The 18,191-nt window shown below is 45.1% G+C and carries 12 protein-coding genes; 10 read left to right on the top strand and 2 right to left on the bottom strand.

Annotation, left to right across the window (positions count from 1 at the left end; all coding sequences use genetic code 11):
* Positions 1-23: 23 nt before the first annotated feature.
* From rpiA to AC59JT_RS10945, 3 genes are all read left to right on the top strand, one after another.
* Entirely contained in the window at positions 24-734 is a 711-nt protein-coding gene (gene rpiA / locus AC59JT_RS10955; RefSeq protein WP_497398678.1) for a ribose 5-phosphate isomerase A, read from the top strand.
* A gap of 110 nt (positions 735-844) precedes the next feature.
* Positions 845-1,351 (top strand): VOC family protein, encoded by a 507-nt coding sequence (locus AC59JT_RS10950; protein WP_497398676.1) that lies wholly within the window; start codon positions 845-847, stop codon positions 1,349-1,351.
* Positions 1,352-1,363: 12 nt separating this feature from the next.
* Positions 1,364-2,149, top strand: a complete 786-nt coding sequence (locus tag AC59JT_RS10945; protein WP_497398674.1) for a mechanosensitive ion channel family protein — start codon at positions 1,364-1,366, stop codon at positions 2,147-2,149.
* On the opposite strand, the gene AC59JT_RS10940 is transcribed toward AC59JT_RS10945, so the two are convergent.
* Together AC59JT_RS10940 and AC59JT_RS10935 are read right to left on the bottom strand one after the other, a co-directional pair.
* The gene (locus AC59JT_RS10940) at positions 2,150-3,490 is read right to left on the bottom strand and encodes a sensor histidine kinase (RefSeq protein ID WP_497398672.1); all 1,341 of its coding nucleotides are present in this window, start codon (positions 3,488-3,490) and stop codon (positions 2,150-2,152) included. It lies immediately after the preceding gene.
* Positions 3,480-4,838 carry a sigma-54-dependent transcriptional regulator gene (locus tag AC59JT_RS10935; RefSeq protein WP_497398670.1) on the bottom strand — a complete coding sequence of 453 codons (1,359 nt, stop codon included), beginning with the start codon at positions 4,836-4,838 and terminating at the stop codon, positions 3,480-3,482. The genes AC59JT_RS10940 and AC59JT_RS10935 overlap by 11 nt, the downstream gene beginning before the upstream one ends.
* A 264-nt stretch (positions 4,839-5,102) precedes the next feature.
* On the opposite strand from AC59JT_RS10935, the gene AC59JT_RS10930 reads away from it, so the two are divergent.
* The 7 genes from AC59JT_RS10930 to AC59JT_RS10900 all read left to right on the top strand — a co-directional run bounded on the left by AC59JT_RS10930 (position 5,103) and on the right by AC59JT_RS10900 (position 18,191).
* On the top strand, positions 5,103-6,356 hold the full coding sequence (locus tag AC59JT_RS10930) for an efflux RND transporter periplasmic adaptor subunit (protein ID WP_497398668.1): 1,254 nt from the start codon (positions 5,103-5,105) through the stop codon (positions 6,354-6,356).
* A gap of 64 nt (positions 6,357-6,420) precedes the next feature.
* Complete coding sequence (locus AC59JT_RS10925) at positions 6,421-7,098, top strand: ABC transporter ATP-binding protein (protein ID WP_497398666.1); 678 nt, start codon at positions 6,421-6,423, stop codon at positions 7,096-7,098.
* Between the two features lie 92 nt (positions 7,099-7,190).
* Complete coding sequence (locus AC59JT_RS10920; RefSeq protein WP_497398664.1) at positions 7,191-9,605, top strand: ABC transporter permease; 2,415 nt, start codon at positions 7,191-7,193, stop codon at positions 9,603-9,605.
* 36 nt (positions 9,606-9,641) lie between these two features.
* Positions 9,642-12,017 carry an ABC transporter permease gene (locus AC59JT_RS10915; protein WP_497398663.1) on the top strand — a complete coding sequence of 792 codons (2,376 nt, stop codon included), beginning with the start codon at positions 9,642-9,644 and terminating at the stop codon, positions 12,015-12,017.
* A 36-nt stretch (positions 12,018-12,053) separates the two neighbouring features.
* The gene (locus tag AC59JT_RS10910; protein WP_497398661.1) at positions 12,054-13,085 is read left to right on the top strand and encodes a DUF4097 family beta strand repeat-containing protein; all 1,032 of its coding nucleotides are present in this window, start codon (positions 12,054-12,056) and stop codon (positions 13,083-13,085) included.
* A 255-nt stretch (positions 13,086-13,340) separates the two neighbouring features.
* On the top strand, positions 13,341-15,713 hold the full coding sequence (locus AC59JT_RS10905) for an ABC transporter permease (RefSeq protein ID WP_497398659.1): 2,373 nt from the start codon (positions 13,341-13,343) through the stop codon (positions 15,711-15,713).
* Between the two features lie 27 nt (positions 15,714-15,740).
* On the top strand, positions 15,741-18,191 hold the full coding sequence (locus AC59JT_RS10900; RefSeq protein WP_497398657.1) for an FtsX-like permease family protein: 2,451 nt from the start codon (positions 15,741-15,743) through the stop codon (positions 18,189-18,191).

Raw genomic sequence — 18,191 nt, 5'->3', positions numbered from 1 at the left:
AGGCCCTCTAACCATCGTCATCAATGAACTGGAACAGCCAATTATTAGCCAATACATCGTGGAGCAGCAACATCAGCAACCGCGAATCGAAACAGGAAGTAGCCGATCAAATAGCCCAAAAGGTTAAAAACGGCGACGTAATTGGCGTAGGCTCAGGTTCAACCGCCTTGCTGGCTTTATTAGCTATTGGCGAACGTGTGAAAGCCGAAAAGCTAAACGTTAAACTGATCCCAACTTCCTTAGAAATTCGCTTAACCTGCGCTGCTTTAGGCCTCCCGATCAGCAATATCAGCAATGATAAACCCGATTGGCTGTTTGATGGCGCCGACGAGGTTGACCCCAACAACTGGCTCATTAAAGGCCGTGGCGGTGCTTTATTTAAAGAGAAGTTACTCATCGCCTCAAGCGCTAAAAACTACATTATTATTGATGATAGCAAGCTGGTGAAAACACTAGGCGAAAAGTTCCCGGTGCCGGTTGAGGTATTCCCGGATGCTATCAGTTACGTAGAAAGCGCTTTGCTGGAATTAGGTGCCATTGATTTGGAATTACGCCCCGCGACCGGTAAAGATGGCCCCGTAATTACCGAGAACGGCAACTTTATTTTTGACGCACGTTTTAACAGCATCCACGCTGGTATGGAACGCGATATTAAAGCCATTACCGGTGTTATCGACAGCGGCTTGTTCCAGGGTTACGAGCTGGAAGTGTTGATGGCCGGCGGTAAAAAATAGTCTCCAATTTTCCTACATTTTCAGGCTTTGCTGCGCGATGATTAAAAATTTGCGCAAACAATTTGCTGCGCCATACTTTTTAATAGGAAGGTTTTATTAAAAAAGAAGATATGGCACTGTCGCTAAAAATAACCCCTTGTTTATGGTTTGATACCGAGGCAAAAGCTGCCGCAGATTTTTATACCGGTATTTTTAAAGATTCGCGCATTACGGCTACCACCTATTACGGCCAGGAGGGTTCGGAAAAACACCATAAACCCGATGGTTCGGTACTGACTGTGGAGTTTGAGATAGAAGGACAGCGTTTCACCGCTTTAAATGGTGGTCCGGATTTCAAATTTAGCCCGGCTACTTCATTTATAGTTAGATGCGAAACCCAGGACGAGATAGATTACTACTGGGAAAACCTGAAAGAAGGCGGCGACCCGGCCTACCAGGAATGCGGCTGGCTGAAAGATCAGTTTGGCGTCTCATGGCAAGTGGTCCCAATCATTTTGGATAAGATGATGCAGGACCCCGAAAAGGCCAAAACAGAACGGGTGATGAAGGCTTTCATGAAAATGAAAAAGATGGAGATTGCCCCCATAGAGGCCGCCTATCGTGGCGACCCGGAATAGGAGTATGTTATTATGGATTTTGAAAAGATTTATAAAGATGCCTCGGCCTGGGTTATTGAGTCAGGGCTAACCGTTCTTTCGGGCATTGTAGTTTTGATAGTGGGCTTTTGGCTCATCAAACTCATACTGAATTGGGTACGTTCCGCCCTGCACGCTAAAGAAGTTAATGCCACCGTAAAAGACTTTTTGCTGAGTATGGTAGGCGTGATACTGCGCATACTGCTTATTCTGTCGGTGATGCAGATCGTAGGTATCAAAATTACTGTGCTTACCGCCATTGTCGGTGCTTTTGGTGTGGCGGCAGGTTTGGCGCTATCCGGCACGTTGCAAAACTTTGCCAGCGGGATCATGATACTACTGCTGAAACCTTTTGTGGTGGGCGACAATATTATTACCCAATCGCAGGAGGGGACGGTTATTTCCATCCAGATATTTTACACTACGGTGCGCACCTTTGATAACCGTACAGTTATTGTGCCCAACAGCAAACTATCTAACGAGATCATTGTGAATATTAGTCGCGAGGGTAACCGCCGGCTGGATATCGAAATGAAGTTTCCGAACGCTGTTGATATTAAGGAGGTTAAAGCCGCCATCTCGGAGGCTATTGACCGCTCTACAGATTGCCTGAAAGAACCGGAGCGCCGCATCGGCGTAGCCGCGCTGGATAAAGATACCTACAGTATCGGCATCAATGTTTGGGTAAATGCCCACGGTTTCCAGGATGCCAAGCTGCAGATACAGGAAAATATTTTGCAAACCATTAAAGATGCCGGTATCAAAATAGCCGGCCTTTAACTAAAACGTCAAAATAAAAACCGAGCCCTCATTCTCTACCGATTGCACCTGGATATTCCCCTCGTGCAGCATCATAATTTGCTTACACAAACTCAGGCCAATACCGCTGCCGGTTTTGCGTGTACTGAAGAAGGGGATGAAGATCTTATCCACCAGATCAGCTGGTATGCCGGTGCCGTTATCCGCTATTTTGATCAGGGTTTTGCCGTTGGCAGATAGTTCTGAACTTAGGGTTATGGCCGGTTCCGCGCGGTCTTTAACCGCTTCAATGGCGTTAACCAGCAGGTTGATCATTACCTGCTCTACCAGGTTAAGGTCTATCTGCACGGCCATTTGCATATCGCGCAACACTACGTTCAATTCAATGTTCTTCTTCTCCAGCGTTGGCGACATGAGGCTGTTCAGGTTCTCAAACATATCGCGCACCAGCACTTTTTTCAGGTCGAGCTTGGTGATCTTGTTCAGGTTACGGTAGCTTTCGGTGAATTTAAGCAGGCCCTCGCTGCGACGTTTAATGGTATCAATACCTAGCTCCAGGTCCTCAAAATCGGCACTGCCGCTTTTCTCGCGACTGTAAGTTTGCAAGCGATTTTTTAAGGTATCCGCCAGTGAAGAAATAGGCGCTACCGAGTTCATGATCTCGTGCGTCATTACGTTCAACAGCTTTTGCCAGGCTTTTGATTCGGTTTCGTCCAAGGCCTCGCTAATGTTTTGGAAAGCCATGAGTTTATAGATCTTACCATCGCTACGCATGGCGCTTACGGTAAGTAATATTTTAAAAACCTGCTTATTGCGCGATATGGATACCACCTTGCTATCGCCGGTTTTAATACTCATCGCGGCAGCATACAAAGCCTCATCGCGTTTTTGCAGGGAGTGGATGGTTTTAAGATAGGGGATATCAAAAATGCGTTTAAAAGATTCGTTCATCCAGCCAATTTCGCCGTTCTCCTGATCGTACGATATGATGCCGGTATCTACCAGTTCCAATATTTTCTGCAAATACTGGTATTGTGTTTCGCGTTCGCGGCTTATCTCTTTAAAAGTGCTGTTAATATCGTTAAAACCTTTGCGCAATGGTTTTAGCTCGGTAGGGGCACGGCCGACATCAAAATGCCGCGAAAAATCCCGGTAATGTACTGATTCGGCAAATTGCTCCACCTCGTACTGCGCCTTTTTCTGGAAACGCAGGAAATCTATGATTACATAAACAACCAGAGGAATACCTATCAGCAAAAACACATATTCGCCGCGCACAATAATAAAGCTTACGCCCAGCAGGCATATAAATAAAACAATGGTACGCAACAGTGTGCGCAGTTCGTAGCCTTTAAATATCATACTTGCTTAATCTGCGGTACAGGGCGGTACGGGTAAGGCCCAACTCTTTGGCGGCGCGGGTTATGTTGCCGTTATGTTTCTCAATCACCCTTAAAATGGTGTTTTTTTCTACCATGCTTAGCGGCATATCGTCTAAAGGTTCCGGCTCGGCGGCGGTGGTTTCTATGGATGAAAATATCAAGTCGGCTGCAGTAAGCACGTTGCTGTCGGCCATGATGATGGCACGCTCCATGGTGTATTGCAGCTCGCGCACGTTGCCGGGGTAGTGGTAGCTGTTTAGTTTTTGCAGGGCGCTGTCGTCAAATGTAATGGCCGGTTTCAGGTACTTGGTGGCATAAATGCCCGCGAAGTGTTTAGCCAACAACACAATATCTGTATTGCGTTTACGCAATGGCGGCATGGTAACTTCCACGGTGTTGATACGATAGATCAAGTCCTTTCTAAACCTGTCATCATTCGCCAGCTCCTGCAAAGGCAGGTTGGTGGCGCATATCAGGCGTATATCAATCTCGGTAGGTTTGTTGCTGCCAAGGCGGGTTACGTGGCGGTTTTGTAACACGGTTAGTAACTTAGCCTGCTGCCTTAACGAAATATTGCCTATCTCATCTAAAAACAAAGTACCGCCGTTAGCCTCCTCGAAACGCCCGGCACGGTCCTCGCGTGCATCGGTAAAAGCCCCTTTTTTATGGCCGAATAGCTCGCTTTCAAACAGGGTTTCCGTCAAAGCACCTACATCCACCTTTACAAATGGTTTATTGGCACGTAACGAACGCTCGTGAATGGCTTTTGCAATCAGATCCTTACCCGTACCGTTTTCGCCCAGTATTAAAATATTGGCATCGGTGGGGGCAATTTTGTTCACCTTTAAAAATATATCCTGCATCACCGGCGCGTCGCCTAGCAGTTGGGTAGTAGTGCCATTGTTTTTAGCTGATGAGGACTTGGGTGTTTTCTCGCCGTCTTTTTTATCCAGCAGGTCGGTTATTACTTCGGTAAGCTTAACGTTGTGCCATGGTTTTACAATAAAATCAGCTGCGCCTTCTTTTAACGAGCGTACGGCCAGGTCAATATCGCCGTAAGCCGTAATCATAATTACAATAACATTGGGCTTCCATTCCTTGATCTTGCGCAGCCAATAAATACCTTCGTTGCCGGTATTAATGGCACTATTAAAGTTCATATCCAGCAAAATAATATCCACGTTATTGCGCAGTAATATGCTGTTCAGGTTTTCCGGATTTTTTTCGGTAATAACTTCCTGTACTTCGGTTTTCAATAATAGCTTTACAGCGGTCAGCACGTCCAGGTCGTCGTCAACAATTAAAACGGTAGCTTTTTTTAGTTGCATTATGATAGGTTAAAAAATCAATTAAATATAACAGATATCTTGCTGCCAAATACTCAATAATATCACCAAACGGCGTAAAGTGCTGTAATACAAAATTTTGCGTATTTTAAGCTAAAAACAACTGTATCATAACCGTACACCTGCTGTTTCAGAAGCGTACGCTATTTTTTATAATTTATTGCACATGGCTTTGATTTACAGTTACTTATATTGTGGCACGTTGTTTTGTATTGTACCGTACATAAACGATCATAATTTACCGTAGTGGACAGAAAAATAGAAAAGAAAAAATGGAATACCAAACGCCTGTTAACCATAGGCGGCATTGCAGGGTTGGTTATATTAATTACCGCCAGCATCTACTTTACATCGGGTAAAAGTAAACTGGATGTTGATACCGAACGCCTGACCGTAAGCGAAATTACCAAGGGCCCTTTCCAGGTTACTATACCGGTTAACGGTAGCGTAATGCCCATTACCACTATTTATTTAGATGCCGTTGAAGGTGGTCGTGTTGAAAAGGTTTTTGTTGAAGATGGTACCACTATGAAAGCCGGCGACCCGATCATGAAACTATCTAACACCGATCTTGAGCTAAGCCTTGCCACCCAGGAAACTTCGGTATTTAACCTGTTAACGCAGATGCAAATATCCCGCAACGCGGCACAACAAAACACGGTAAACAAACTAAACCAAATGGCCGATGTGGATAATGCCTATAATGAAGCCGAGCGTTTATATAAGCTGAACAAGGGCCTTTTTGAGAAAAAAGCTATCGGCTCGCAAGAGTTCAGGCAATCGCAAATTGCCTATGAGTACCAGGTTAAACGCAAAAAATTAACCAGCCAGATCTTAAAGCAAGATAGCGCTTCGACCAGGTTGGAGCAGGAGCAGGCGAAGCAATCATACGATCGTACGCAAAATGCCCTGGCCGTAATGCGCAAAAAAGTAGGCGACCTGGTAGTACGTGCTCCTGTTGACGGACAGTTAACCTCGCTTGATGCCGAGATAGGACAAAACAAAAGCAAAGGACAGCGCCTGGGCCAGGTTGACGTTTTATCGGGCTTTAAAGTACGTGTTGATGTGGATGAACATTACCTGTCGCAAGTATATACCGGCCTTACCGGTACGTTTGACTTTGCCGGAAAAAGCTACACGCTTAAAATAAAGAAGGTATTTACACAAGTGACTAATAACAAATTTCAGGTGGATATGGAGTTTGTAGGCCAGGCGCCTACCGGTATACGCCGCGGCCAAACCCTGCAAATACTATTGGCGTTGAGCGATGAAAGCCGCCAGGTTTTATTACCTAAAGGAGGCTTTTACCAGCAAACCGGTGGTAACTGGATTTTCAAACTGAGCGAAAGCGGCAAAACGGCTTATAAGGTTGACCTGCAACTAGGCCGCCAGAACACTGATTATTACGAAGTGCTGCAAGGCTTAAAACCGGGCGACAAGGTAATAACCTCAAGCTACGAGACCTTTGGGGATATACAGGAGCTGGTTTTGAAGAATTAAAAAGACGAAATTAAAATACTGATCACAATTTAAAAAAATATAGCCCTTTTGGGCGGGAGGCAACATGATAAAAATAACTGACCTGCAAAAGTACTATCGCACCGAAGAGGTGGAAACCATTGCGTTGAACAAACTATCTATTGAAGTTAAAGAAGGTGAGTTTGTGGCCATAATGGGCCCATCGGGTTGCGGTAAATCAACCTTGTTAAACATTTTGGGATTGCTGGACGATCCGGATGGTGGCAGCTACCTGTTTAACGGTATTGAAGTGGCCGATTTTAACGAACGCAAACGTGCTGATCTGCGCAAGCATAACATTGGCTTTGTGTTTCAAAGCTTTAACCTTATAGACGAGCTTACCGTGTTTGAAAACGTGGAGCTACCGCTGATCTATACCGGTGTACCTGCTTCGGAGCGTGTGGCACGTGTAGAAAAGGTGTTGGATAAAATGCAGATCATGCACCGCCGTAATCACTATCCGCAGCAATTATCGGGCGGTCAGCAACAGCGTGTGGCCGTGGCCCGCGCGGTGGTTAATAACCCTAAACTGATACTGGCGGATGAGCCTACCGGTAACCTGGACAGTAGCAACGGCAACGAGGTAATGGAACTGTTAACCGACTTGAACGAGCAAGGTACCACCATCATCATGGTAACGCACAGCGAGCACGATGCCCGCTACAGCCATCGCATCATCCGTTTGTTAGACGGGCAGACGGTGATGGAAAATATCATGATATAATAAGCATTCCACCCTAGATCAATCATACTTAAGTTAATTAGCCCCGGGCCCCTTTGTAATAAAGGGGCCACAGGCAATAACACAAACCTGCCATGATCAAAAACTACTTTAAAATAGCCTGGCGCAATATTGTTCGCCATAAAGCCTACTCAACTATTAATATAGCCGGTTTGGCCATTGGTGTAGCTGCCTGCCTGTTAATATTTGTGGTGGTAAATTTTGAGCTGAGCTTTAACAAGTCGCAGCCCAATTACAATAATATTTACCGCATTGTTAACGTGCAGAACCGCGGCGGCGTTACACAATACAGCGATGGTATCCCGTTCCCTATGTCGGATGCTTTGGCGGTTGATTTCCCCGGCGCTACATTTGCTACCCTGCAAACCAACTATGGCGGCCAGGTAACTGTGCCGGCCAATAATGGTAATGACGATAAAAAGTTTGTGGAAGGCCTGGGCTTGTTGTTTATGCAGCCCCAGTTTTTTAAAATATTTAAGTACGAGTGGCTGGCCGGCGACCCCAGTGTTTTGGCCGAACCGAGTAATGCCGTGCTTGACAAAAGCACCGCCACCAAATATTTTGGCGACTGGAAGAATGCTTTGGGTAAAACTATTAAGGTAGATAACCTGATAAACCTAAAAGTGGCTGGTATTTTAGAAGATACACCTGCCAATAGCGATATACAACTTAAAGTATTAATTGGTTATGGCAGTTTGAAACCTAATTTGGCTTCGTATTATTTAGAGGATTCGTGGGGCAATAACAGCAGCAACCACCAGATATTTATGATGCCTGCGCCGGGCCAATCGGTAGATCAGGTAAACGCGCAGCTTAAAATATTCAGCAATAAACATTATACACAAAAAAAGGCCGATATAATTAAACACTTTTTGCACCCCCTGGCCGATCTGCATTTTGACACCCGTTTTGGTACTACCCTGGGCGATCATACCACTACTAAAGCAACCATTCGTACGCTATCTTTAATAGCAGTATTGATCATTTTAATGGCTTCTATCAACTTCATTAACCTGTCCACAGCGCAATCGGTAGGACGGTCAAAAGAAGTTGGTATACGCAAGGTTTTAGGCAGCAGCCGGGTACAATTGATCAAACAATCTCTGGGCGAAACCGGGCTTATTGTAGTATTTGCGTTGGTATTAGCTATTGCGATAGCTTATTTGGCCCTGCCTTACCTTAAAAATATTGCCAGTGTGCCAGACAACATTAAGCTGATAACCCCGGCAACCATTGCATTTTTGTTGGTGACCGCTTTGGCTGTAGTGTTAATATCAGGAATTTACCCCGCGCTAGTGGTTTCAGGCTTCAGGCCGGTATTGGCTATTAAGAATAAAATTACCGCGGCGTCGGTTGGTGGCGTTCCTTTGCGCAGAGTTTTGGTAGTGGCGCAGTTCGGTATTTCGCAATTGTTGATCATCGGTACTATTGTAGCCGTTAGGCAAATGAATTTTGTAAACTCGGCCGACCTGGGCTTTAATAAGGAGGCCATTTTGGTTGTGCCGGGCAGTACAGATAGTATAAGTTTGGCAAAGGCCGAGAGCTTTAAGCAGGATTTGTTGCAAAATCCTAACATTAAGGCTGTAACCTTTATGTCCGATCAGCCGTCTTCTCAAAATAACTGGTCTACCAACTTTTTTTATGATCATGCAGCATCTGATAAGGGTTATCAAACCAGCCTGAAATTTGCCGATGCCGATTACTTTAAAACTTTTGGCCTGCGCTTTATGGCCGGCGGCCCTTATCCCGCTACCGATACCACTACCAAAATAGTGGTAAACAAAACCTTTGTAAATAAACTGGGCATACAAAATGTGAACGAGGTGATAGGCAAAGATGTAAAACTGGGCGGCGGCAAATGGCGCCAGGTTGTAGGTGTAATAGAAGATTTTAAAACCAACACGCTGCGCGAGGCAGTAAAACCGGTAATTATACTGCCGGGCAAAAGGCAGCAGGGCGTAGTGGCGGTTAAATTTAATACCAACAATTTTAAAGCAACCGTGGCCACCGTGCAACATAAATGGGAAAAAGCTTATACCGAATATGCTTACAACGGGTATTTCCTGGATGAGAACATAGCCGATTTTTATCAGCAGGAAAACCAACTGGCACTGGTGTATAAAATATTTGCGGGCATAGCCATATTTATTTCATGCCTTGGCTTATATGGCCTGGTATCGTTTATGGTGGTGCAGCGCACTAAGGAAGTTGGTGTGCGCAAGGTGTTGGGTGCATCAATAGGCAGTATAGTTTACCTGTTCTCTAAGGAGTTTATGCTGCTGATTAGTTTATCATTTTTAATAGCTACACCGGTGGCTTATTATATGATGAACAGTTGGCTGCAAAACTTTGTGTTCAGGATACCGCTAACTGCCGGCGTATTTATTATGGCGGTAACGGCATCCGTAATAGTGGCCTGGGCAACGGTGGGTTATAAGGCGGTAAAAGCCGCGCTAGCCAATCCGGTAAAAAGTTTGCGAAGCGAATAAAATATCATCAGCACCTAAACAGAAAAACTCTAAACCATGATAAAAAATTATTTCAAAATAGCCTGGCGAAACCTGAAGCGAAACAAAGCTTACGCGTTGATCAGTGTTACCGGTTTAGCCCTGGGCATAGCCTGCGCCATACTCATTTTTACGCTGATAAGCTATCACCTGAGCTTTGATAACTTCCATAAAAACCCCGACCGCATTTTTAAAATGTACACCGAATGGCATGACGATGGCGTTGGCCGGTCGGCAGGGGTGCCGCAACCTTTGGGTAAGGCTTTCAGAGACAACTTTACGCTGGCCGAAAAAACGGCCCGCGTGATCAACTTCCGCAACAACCTGATCACGCTGAATGGAGAAAACGTTAAAAAGTTTAGGGAAGAAAACGGGGTTGCTTTTACCGAGCCGGAGTATTTTGATATCCTGAACTTCCCCGTAATAAAAGGCAGCAAGAAAAACCTATTGGCCAAGCCTAATGAAGCGCTTATTACAGAGAAAATGGCCGAAAAGTATTTTGGCAAAGAAAATGCGATAGGCAAAGTTTTCCGCCTGGATAATAAGGTGAATTTTACGATAACCGGTATTCTAAAAAACCTGCCCGCCAATACTGATCGTAAACAGGAGATCCTTTTATCATACGCCAACATGGACGAGTACACCGATAAGGGCCGCGAAAGCAACTGGGGCGGCGTTTACAGCGGCAGCGAAGCATTTACTTTGCTAAAACCGGGTGTAAGCCTTAAACAAACTGATGCTGCAATGGGTAAACTGGTAAAACAACATTTTGAGGGTAGGGATGCCAAGATATGGCGGTTTAAGTTACAGCCACTTAATGACATTCACTTTAACCCCGAGCTGGGCGGTTATACCGATACCAAATATCTGTGGGCACTGTTCTTTATCGGCCTGTTTCTCATCATTACCGCTTGTGTAAACTTTGTTAACCTGGCAACCGCGCAGGCGCTTAACCGCGCTAAAGAAGTGGGCATACGCAAAGTGCTGGGCAGTTTACCGCGCCAGCTGTTTTGGCAGTTTATTGCTGAGACAGCTATCATCACGCTGATATCTGTATTGTTAGCAGTTGGCGTAGCCGAAATTGGTTTGCCGGCGTTGAACAATCTGTTCCAATCGCAAATGAGTTTCAATTGGTTGGTGTTAAGTGCATTTATAGTTGCAATTACCGTAATAGTTGTTTTCCTTTCGGGATCATACCCTGGGTTGGTGCTGGCCAGGTTTCAGCCTATTGAGGCTATTAAAAGCAAACTGTCGCAAAAGCATGTGGGTGGTTTTTCACTGCGCAGGGTATTGGTTGTGGTGCAGTTTTCTATATCGCAGGTGCTCATCATTGGTACCATCATCGTGGTGGCACAGTTAAAATATTCGCAAAGTACAGATCTGGGTTTTGATAAGGATGGAACTGTAATAGTGCCCATCCCTCCGGCCGATAAAATGAAAATGCAAACCCTGGGCACACGCATTAAAGAGCTCCCGGGTGTGGAGAAGCTTACTTTTTGCTGGCGCCCACCTGCGGCAAACTCAAACAATAGCACCGGCTTGCAATTTGATAACCGCGCAGAGGATGAGCACTGGAGCGTGAACATGAAATATGCCGATGCCAATTACCTGTCGACCTTTAACCTGAAACTGGTTGCCGGCAGAAATTTCTTCCCGGCAGATAGTGTAAGTGAGTTTGTGGTGAACGAAACCTTTGCCAAGAAACTAAACCTTAAACCACAAGACCTGATCGGTAAAACTGTGGCAGCAAATGGTCGCGGTGTAAAGGGTGTAATTGTAGGTGTTGCTAAGGATTTTTATAACTACTCTTTCCACTCAGAAATTTCGCCAATATTGATGATGCCAGACGTAAACCAGTACGATAACATCGGCATAAAAATAAATATGCGCAACGCGAAGGCAACAATGACGTCTATTGAAAAGATATGGAACGAAAACTTTCCGGAGGAGTTGTACTCATACCAGTTTATGGATGATAACGTAGCCAAGTTTTACGAAATGGACAAGATCACCTCAACGCTGATACAAGGCTTTGCCATGATAGCCATTTTTATAGGCTGTTTAGGTTTGTATGGCCTGGTATCGTTCATGGCGGTGCGTAAGACCAAGGAAATCGGTGTACGTAAAGTATTAGGTGCAGGCATATTTAATGTGTTGTGGCTGTTTGGTAAAGAGTTTTGCCGCTTGCTCATCATCGCGTTTTTAATAGCCGCGCCGCTGGCCTGGTGGGCCATGCACAATTACCTTAAAGATTTTGAATACCGGATACCTATTGGTCCGGGCATATTTGTAATGGCTATTTTAGCTACCTTTATTATAGCCGCCGTAACGGTAGGCTATAGGGCAAGTGTAGCAGCCTTAACCAACCCGGTAAAAAGCCTGCGCAGCGAATAATAATTTGAACCAATAAATACACTAAACAATATTACCATGAAAAAATTAGTAGCCTTATTCATGTTATCTGTTGCTTTTACAGCTGTAAAAGCGCAAAACGAAACGCCGTACATGACCAAGTCGTTGAGCGGTACGAATGTACAGAAACTGGTTGCCCGCACTTCAGGAGGCAGTCTTACGGTTACCGGCCAAACCAGCGGCGAGAACCGGGTGGAGGTATATATCAGGTCGTCAAACGGGAATGACAACATTTCTAAAGAAGAAATACAAAAGCGTTTAGATGCCGATTATGAGTTAAACGTAGGCGTTGAAGGCGGCGTGATAAATGCTGTCGCGAAGCAGAAAAGCAATTCTATGAACTGGAAAAAAGGCTTGAGCATATCATTCAGGATATTTGTTAGTCCTAACATTACTACCGATCTGCACACCAGCGGCGGTAGTATTGCCCTGCGTAATTTAAAAGGCAAGCAGGATTTTTCAACCAGTGGCGGCAGCCTGAATCTCGACCAGCTAAGCGGCGATATACAAGGCAAAACTTCAGGCGGCAGCATACGCGTAACTAATTCAAGTGATCAGCTAAACCTAAGCACCAGCGGCGGCAGCATACATGCCGAAGGTTGTAAAGGCAATTTGCAATTGCGCACTTCGGGCGGTTCATTGGCTTTAAACAATTTGCAGGGTACGGTTAATGCTTCAACCAGCGGCGGCTCTATCATGGGTAACAACATCACCGCCGAAACTATTGTACACACCAGCGGTGGCAGCATTAATTTACAAAACATAGCAGGCAGCCTTGATGCTTCAACCAGTGGTGGTAGCATAACGGCTAAAATAACCAAATTAGGCAAGTATGTTAAATTAGGCAACTCGGGCGGCGGCATTGGTTTAACCTTGCCTGCCGGACAAGGCCTTAACCTTAAACTGCACTCAAATCGCATTAGCTCTACAGGGCTGCAAAACTTTAGCGGCAGCAAAACAGAACGTGATATGGATGGCACTCTTAACGGAGGTGGCGTACCCGTAGAGGCCCGCGCCGGAAGCGGTAGCATTATGCTGGCTTTTAATTAGTAATAGTCGATAGACAATAGACGATAGTCCATGGTTCATAGTAGGGTAGGTTTGTTATCTATCGACTATGGTCCATGGACTATTGACTTTTATGTCCATGGACTATGGACGTTAAAGCAACTGTATCAAAACCGAACACCTGCTGTTCCAATGGCGAACACCGGTGTTCGGTTTTTATTTTTTAATGCATTGAAAATCAATGTATTAATGTTTGGTATGATATTGTTGTTATACGCTGTAACAAAATAGCCTTACATGATCAAGAATTACCTCAAAACCGCGTGGCGAAACCTGTTAAGAGCAAAGCTTTACAGCTTAATAAATATTGGCGGCCTGGCCATAGGTATGGCCATTAGCTTTTTATTGCTGCTGTACGTTTACAATGAGTTTAGTTTTGATAAATATCATGCTAATGACGAGCGCATTTATAAAGTACTGCGCAATCAGCCAAGCGAGGGTGAGGTATTTACAAGTTCATCAACTCCTGTACCACTGGCCCCGGCCCTTAAAAAAGATTACCCCGAAATTGAAGAAGTTGCACGTAATAATGGTGGTTATGATGTTTTGGTAAATTACAACAATAACGCTGTCAAACTGCCTATGATGGCTGCTGACGAAGGCATCCTCAATATATTTAGTTTTGATTTTGTGAAGGGTGATAAGCGCAGCGCTTTATCAGAGTTATCATCAGTAGTGCTAACCGAATCGGGTGCCAAAGCCTTGTTTGGTAACGAAGATGCAATAGGTAAAGTAATTAAGTATGATAATAAAACCCCTGTTAAAGTAGCGGCTATAATAAAAGATCATCCGCTAAATTCATCATTCAAATTTAAAATGCTTATCTCGTGGAACACCTTCGAGGCTATGCAACCCTGGCTAAAAACCTCATCATGGGGTAACTATTCTTTTGGCACATTTGTAATGTTGAAACCCGATGCTTCGCTGGATAAGGTAAATGCCAAGCTAAAACACATTGTAGCTAAGTACGATCCGACCAATAAAGAGAACCAAATGTTTCTCTATAAATTTTCGAGCCTGCATTTGTATAACAATTTTAAACTGGGTAAACTGGTGGGCGGCCCAATTGAATACGTGCGCCTGTTTTTAGGCCTCGCAATAGGCATTTTGATCATTGCCTGCATCAACTTTATGAACCTAAGCACGGCCCGTTCAGAACGCCGCGCCCGCGAGGTAGGTGTGCGTAAAGCAATAGGTGCACGCAGGTTTGCTATTATTCAGCAGTTTATGGGCGAATCGTTGTTGATGGCTTTCCTGGCTTTTGCCTTGTCAATTGTTTTAATGGCCATGTTACTGCCGGTGTTTAACGACATTATTAACCTCAAGCTGCAGTTGCCGTTAAACAACTTGTGGGCCTGGGGTGCCGCAATTGGCGTAACGGTATTTACGGGTTTAGTATCCGGTAGTTACCCGGCTTTGTTCCTGTCGTCGTTTAACCCGGTTAAAGTGTTAAAGGGACAGCTTATTACCACCAAAACCACCGTAAGGCCACGCCAGGTGCTGGTAGTAGTGCAGTTTACATTTGCCATTTGTTTGATACTTTCAAGCCTGTTTATTTATAAGCAGCTTAACTATATTAAAGATCGCCCGGTAGGGTATGACAGTAAAGGCGTAATCGCCTTAGAGGTTGACGGCAGCCTGGCGGATATGAGCAAGTTTGATGCCTTCCGTTTAGATGCGATTAACGCCGGCGCTATTGCCGATGGCGTGATGTCATCAGGCGCTATTACGGATTACGGAAGCAGCACCTGGGGCGTAACCTGGCCCGGCCAACGCCCCGGCGAAGAAAAAATACCCATCGACCAAATAGCAACCGGCTATCACTTTCTGAGTACTTATGGCCTGGTGCTTGCGCAAGGGCGCGATTTTGCAACTGATCGCCCGGCCGATTCTACATCCATTATATTAAACGAAGCCGCTGTTGCCATGATGCGTTTAAAACAACCCGTTGGCGCGCAGGTAAGGTGGCAGGGCGCACACCGCACCGTAGTTGGCGTGGTGAAAAACTTTGTATGGGGGTCGCCGTACGAACCTGTAAAACCTGCTATTATCGGTTTTATGAAAGACTGGACAGGCGCCATAAGCTTAAAACTTAACCCTAACCAATCGGCATCAACCAGCCTGGCCCGTTTAACCGGCGTCTACAAAAAATATAATCCCGAATATCCGTTCGGTTATAAATTTATCGACGAGAAATTTGCCCAGAAGTTTAGAACCGAAAAGCTATTGGGCACCATGGCGGCAGCATTTACATGCTTAGCCATTGTGATATCATGCCTCGGTTTATTTGGCCTGGCATCATTCTCGGCCGAGCAGCGCAAAAAAGAGATTGGCATACGCAAAATACTCGGGGCCAGTACAGGCAACCTATGGTTCAGGCTATCGCAGGAGTTTATCAAGCTGGTGTTGATATCATTTATTATCGGCTCGGCAATAAGCTGGCATTATCTTGATCAATGGCTGTCAAAATATACTTATCATACATCATTAAGCATATGGGTATTTGTAGTTACCATGCTTATTAGCGTAGGCATATGTTTAATAACAGTAAGCTGGCAAGCCATTAAAGCCGCGTGGATAAACCCGGTAAAAAGTTTACGCAGCGAATAGATCATCAATCATAAACAATGGCACCCTATGTTTAAAAACTATTTTAAAACCGCCTGGCGCAGCTTAACGCGATATAAAGTGTTCTCGCTGATCAATATCGCAGGCCTTTCAGTAGGCATCGCGGCAGCTTTGGTGATCTACCTCATCGTTCAGCATGATTTTACTTTTGATAAGTTTGAGAAGGATGGCGACCGCATTTATCGTGTAGTTTCTGTGTTAAGCTATTCGGGCGAACCTTATCACAACGCGGGCGTGCCACAACCGGTTGGCCCGGCACTGGCCAAAAATGGTACAGGTATTAGCATTGTAGCCCCCTTCCAGGTAATGGGTTACAATACCAAAATCACTGTTCCGCGTGATAATGGCGCGCAGCCAATGGTGTTGAAGAAACAAATCGATGTTACTTTTGCCGATGAAAATTACTTCAAACTCATCGACTACCAGTGGCTGGCCGGATCGCCGAAAACATCCTTTAGGGACCCGAACCAGGTTGTGCTTACCCAAAAAAGGGCACAGCTTTACTTCCCGGGCCTTACACCTAACCAGGTTATAGGCAAACAGGTTATTTATGACGACAGCGTACGCACTATAGTAAGCGGCGTGGTTGCCAACCTTACCCAAAACACCGACTTCGTTTTCCAGGACTTCGTCTCCCTTACAACCATACCGCACAGCAACCTTGCCGTAACCACCAGTTGGGATATATGGGGAATGACCAACGGCTCGTGCCAACTATATGTAAAGCTTACGCCCGGCACAACCGCGCAATCAATTAACGCGCAGCTGGCTAAAATAAACGATAAGAACATAGAAAAGCGCAGTGGCTTTAAGTCAAGCTGGGTGCTGCAACCTTTAAGCGAATTGCATTTTGATGAACGCTATGGCAATTACACCTACAAAATGGGTAACAGGGCCACGCTTTACGGTTTACTGGTTATAGCCGCGTTTTTATTGCTGTTAGGCTGTATTAATTTTATCAACCTATCAACCGCACAGGCATCGCAGCGCGCTAAAGAGATTGGTATTCGTAAAACGCTGGGTAGTTCGGTAAAACAATTGATAGGTCAGTTTTTGGCCGAAACTTTTTTGGTTACCCTGCTGGCTACACTTGCATCGGTACTATTGGCCCCGGTTATACTAAAATCGTTTGCTGATTTTGTGCCTAAAGAACTTAAACTCGACCTGCTGCACCAGCCCCATGTACTATTGTTTTTGGCGATATTGATTGTTGTGGTGAGCCTGTTATCAGGCTTTTACCCGGCCTGGGTATTGTCAAGGTATAACCCTGTAAAAGTACTTAAAGACCAGGCCTACGCTAACAGCGCTTTAACACGTAAGGCATGGCTGCGCAGATCGTTAACCGTGTTTCAGTTTATGATAGCGCAAGTATTTATAATGGGCACTTTTATAGTGGCCAAACAAATGTATTACACGCTTAATAAAGACCTCGGTTTTAAAAAAGAAGCCATTATTAACTTTAGTACCCCATGGTTTCATCGCACCGGCGATAAACGCCCCGTACTGATAAACGAGCTAAAGAAAATACCGGGTATTGATATGATGAGCATAGCCAGCAATACCCCGGCCAGTGGCGGCACCTCATCTGGCCAGGTTAATTTCAAAGACGGTAAAAAAGAGGTGCAAACCGATGTGCAGTTTAAAATGGGCGATACAGCTTACCTTAAATTATATCACATCAAGTTAACAGCCGGGCGCAACGTTATGCAAAGCGACACCCCCCGCGAAGCTATCATTAACGAAACCTACGCCCATATTTTAGGCTTCAAAAATGCCCGCGACGCCGTTGGCAAGAATCTGGAATGGAGCCGTAACCAAATACCTATTGTAGGCGTAATGGCCGATTTTCACCAGCAATCGTTACGGCAGGCTATAAAACCTTTAATGTTTACAGGCTCAACCAATGATAGCTATGAGGTGCACATGGCGCTGGCACCGCAGGTACCGGGCGGCACTACCTGGAAAGCAATCATCGCAAAAATTGAAACTGCTTACAAAAGCGTTTACCCAAACAGAGATTTTGAAGTTAATTTTTTTGATCAACAAATAGCCGGATTTTACGAAAAGGAGCAACAAACATCCAGCCTGCTGAAGTGGGCTACCGGGCTTGCCATATTTATAAGCTGCCTGGGCTTGTTGGGCCTGGTTATATATACTACAGGGCAGCGGGTTAAAGAGATAGGTATACGTAAAGTGCTTGGTGCATCGGTAGCCAATATCGTTTCCATTTTATCAAAAGACCTGTTGAAACTGGTACTCATAGCCTTCGTTATTGCCTTACCGATAGCCTGGTATGCCATGAATAAATGGCTGCAGAACTATGCCTATAAAACCAGCATCAGTTGGTGGGTGTTTGCGGTCAGCGGCGTGCTAATGGTTTTAATAGCATTGGTGACCCTGAGTTTTCAAACCATCCGCGCCGCGTTGGCAAACCCTGTTAAAAGTTTAAAAAGCGAATAA

It is taken from the genome of Mucilaginibacter sp. A3364, from assembly GCF_059690715.1.
Note: the sequence above shows the minus strand (reverse complement) of the source record. Positions and strands in the feature narration are given on the sequence as shown.

What these genes read in the sequence shown, in the direction of transcription:
- AC59JT_RS10920 (WP_497398664.1), top strand. Translation starts at nt 7,191, where the DNA reads ATGATCAAAAACTACTTTAAAATAGCCTGGCGCAATATTGTTCGCCAT.
- rpiA (WP_497398678.1), top strand. Translation starts at nt 24, where the DNA reads ATGAACTGGAACAGCCAATTATTAGCCAATACATCGTGGAGCAGCAAC.
- AC59JT_RS10950 (WP_497398676.1), top strand. Translation starts at nt 845, where the DNA reads ATGGCACTGTCGCTAAAAATAACCCCTTGTTTATGGTTTGATACCGAG.
- AC59JT_RS10935 (WP_497398670.1), bottom strand. Translation starts at nt 4,838, where the DNA reads ATGCAACTAAAAAAAGCTACCGTTTTAATTGTTGACGACGACCTGGAC.
- AC59JT_RS10945 (WP_497398674.1), top strand. Translation starts at nt 1,364, where the DNA reads ATGGATTTTGAAAAGATTTATAAAGATGCCTCGGCCTGGGTTATTGAG.
- AC59JT_RS10940 (WP_497398672.1), bottom strand. Translation starts at nt 3,490, where the DNA reads ATGATATTTAAAGGCTACGAACTGCGCACACTGTTGCGTACCATTGTT.
- AC59JT_RS10905 (WP_497398659.1), top strand. Translation starts at nt 13,341, where the DNA reads ATGATCAAGAATTACCTCAAAACCGCGTGGCGAAACCTGTTAAGAGCA.
- AC59JT_RS10925 (WP_497398666.1), top strand. Translation starts at nt 6,421, where the DNA reads ATGATAAAAATAACTGACCTGCAAAAGTACTATCGCACCGAAGAGGTG.
- AC59JT_RS10900 (WP_497398657.1), top strand. Translation starts at nt 15,741, where the DNA reads ATGTTTAAAAACTATTTTAAAACCGCCTGGCGCAGCTTAACGCGATAT.
- AC59JT_RS10910 (WP_497398661.1), top strand. Translation starts at nt 12,054, where the DNA reads ATGAAAAAATTAGTAGCCTTATTCATGTTATCTGTTGCTTTTACAGCT.
- AC59JT_RS10915 (WP_497398663.1), top strand. Translation starts at nt 9,642, where the DNA reads ATGATAAAAAATTATTTCAAAATAGCCTGGCGAAACCTGAAGCGAAAC.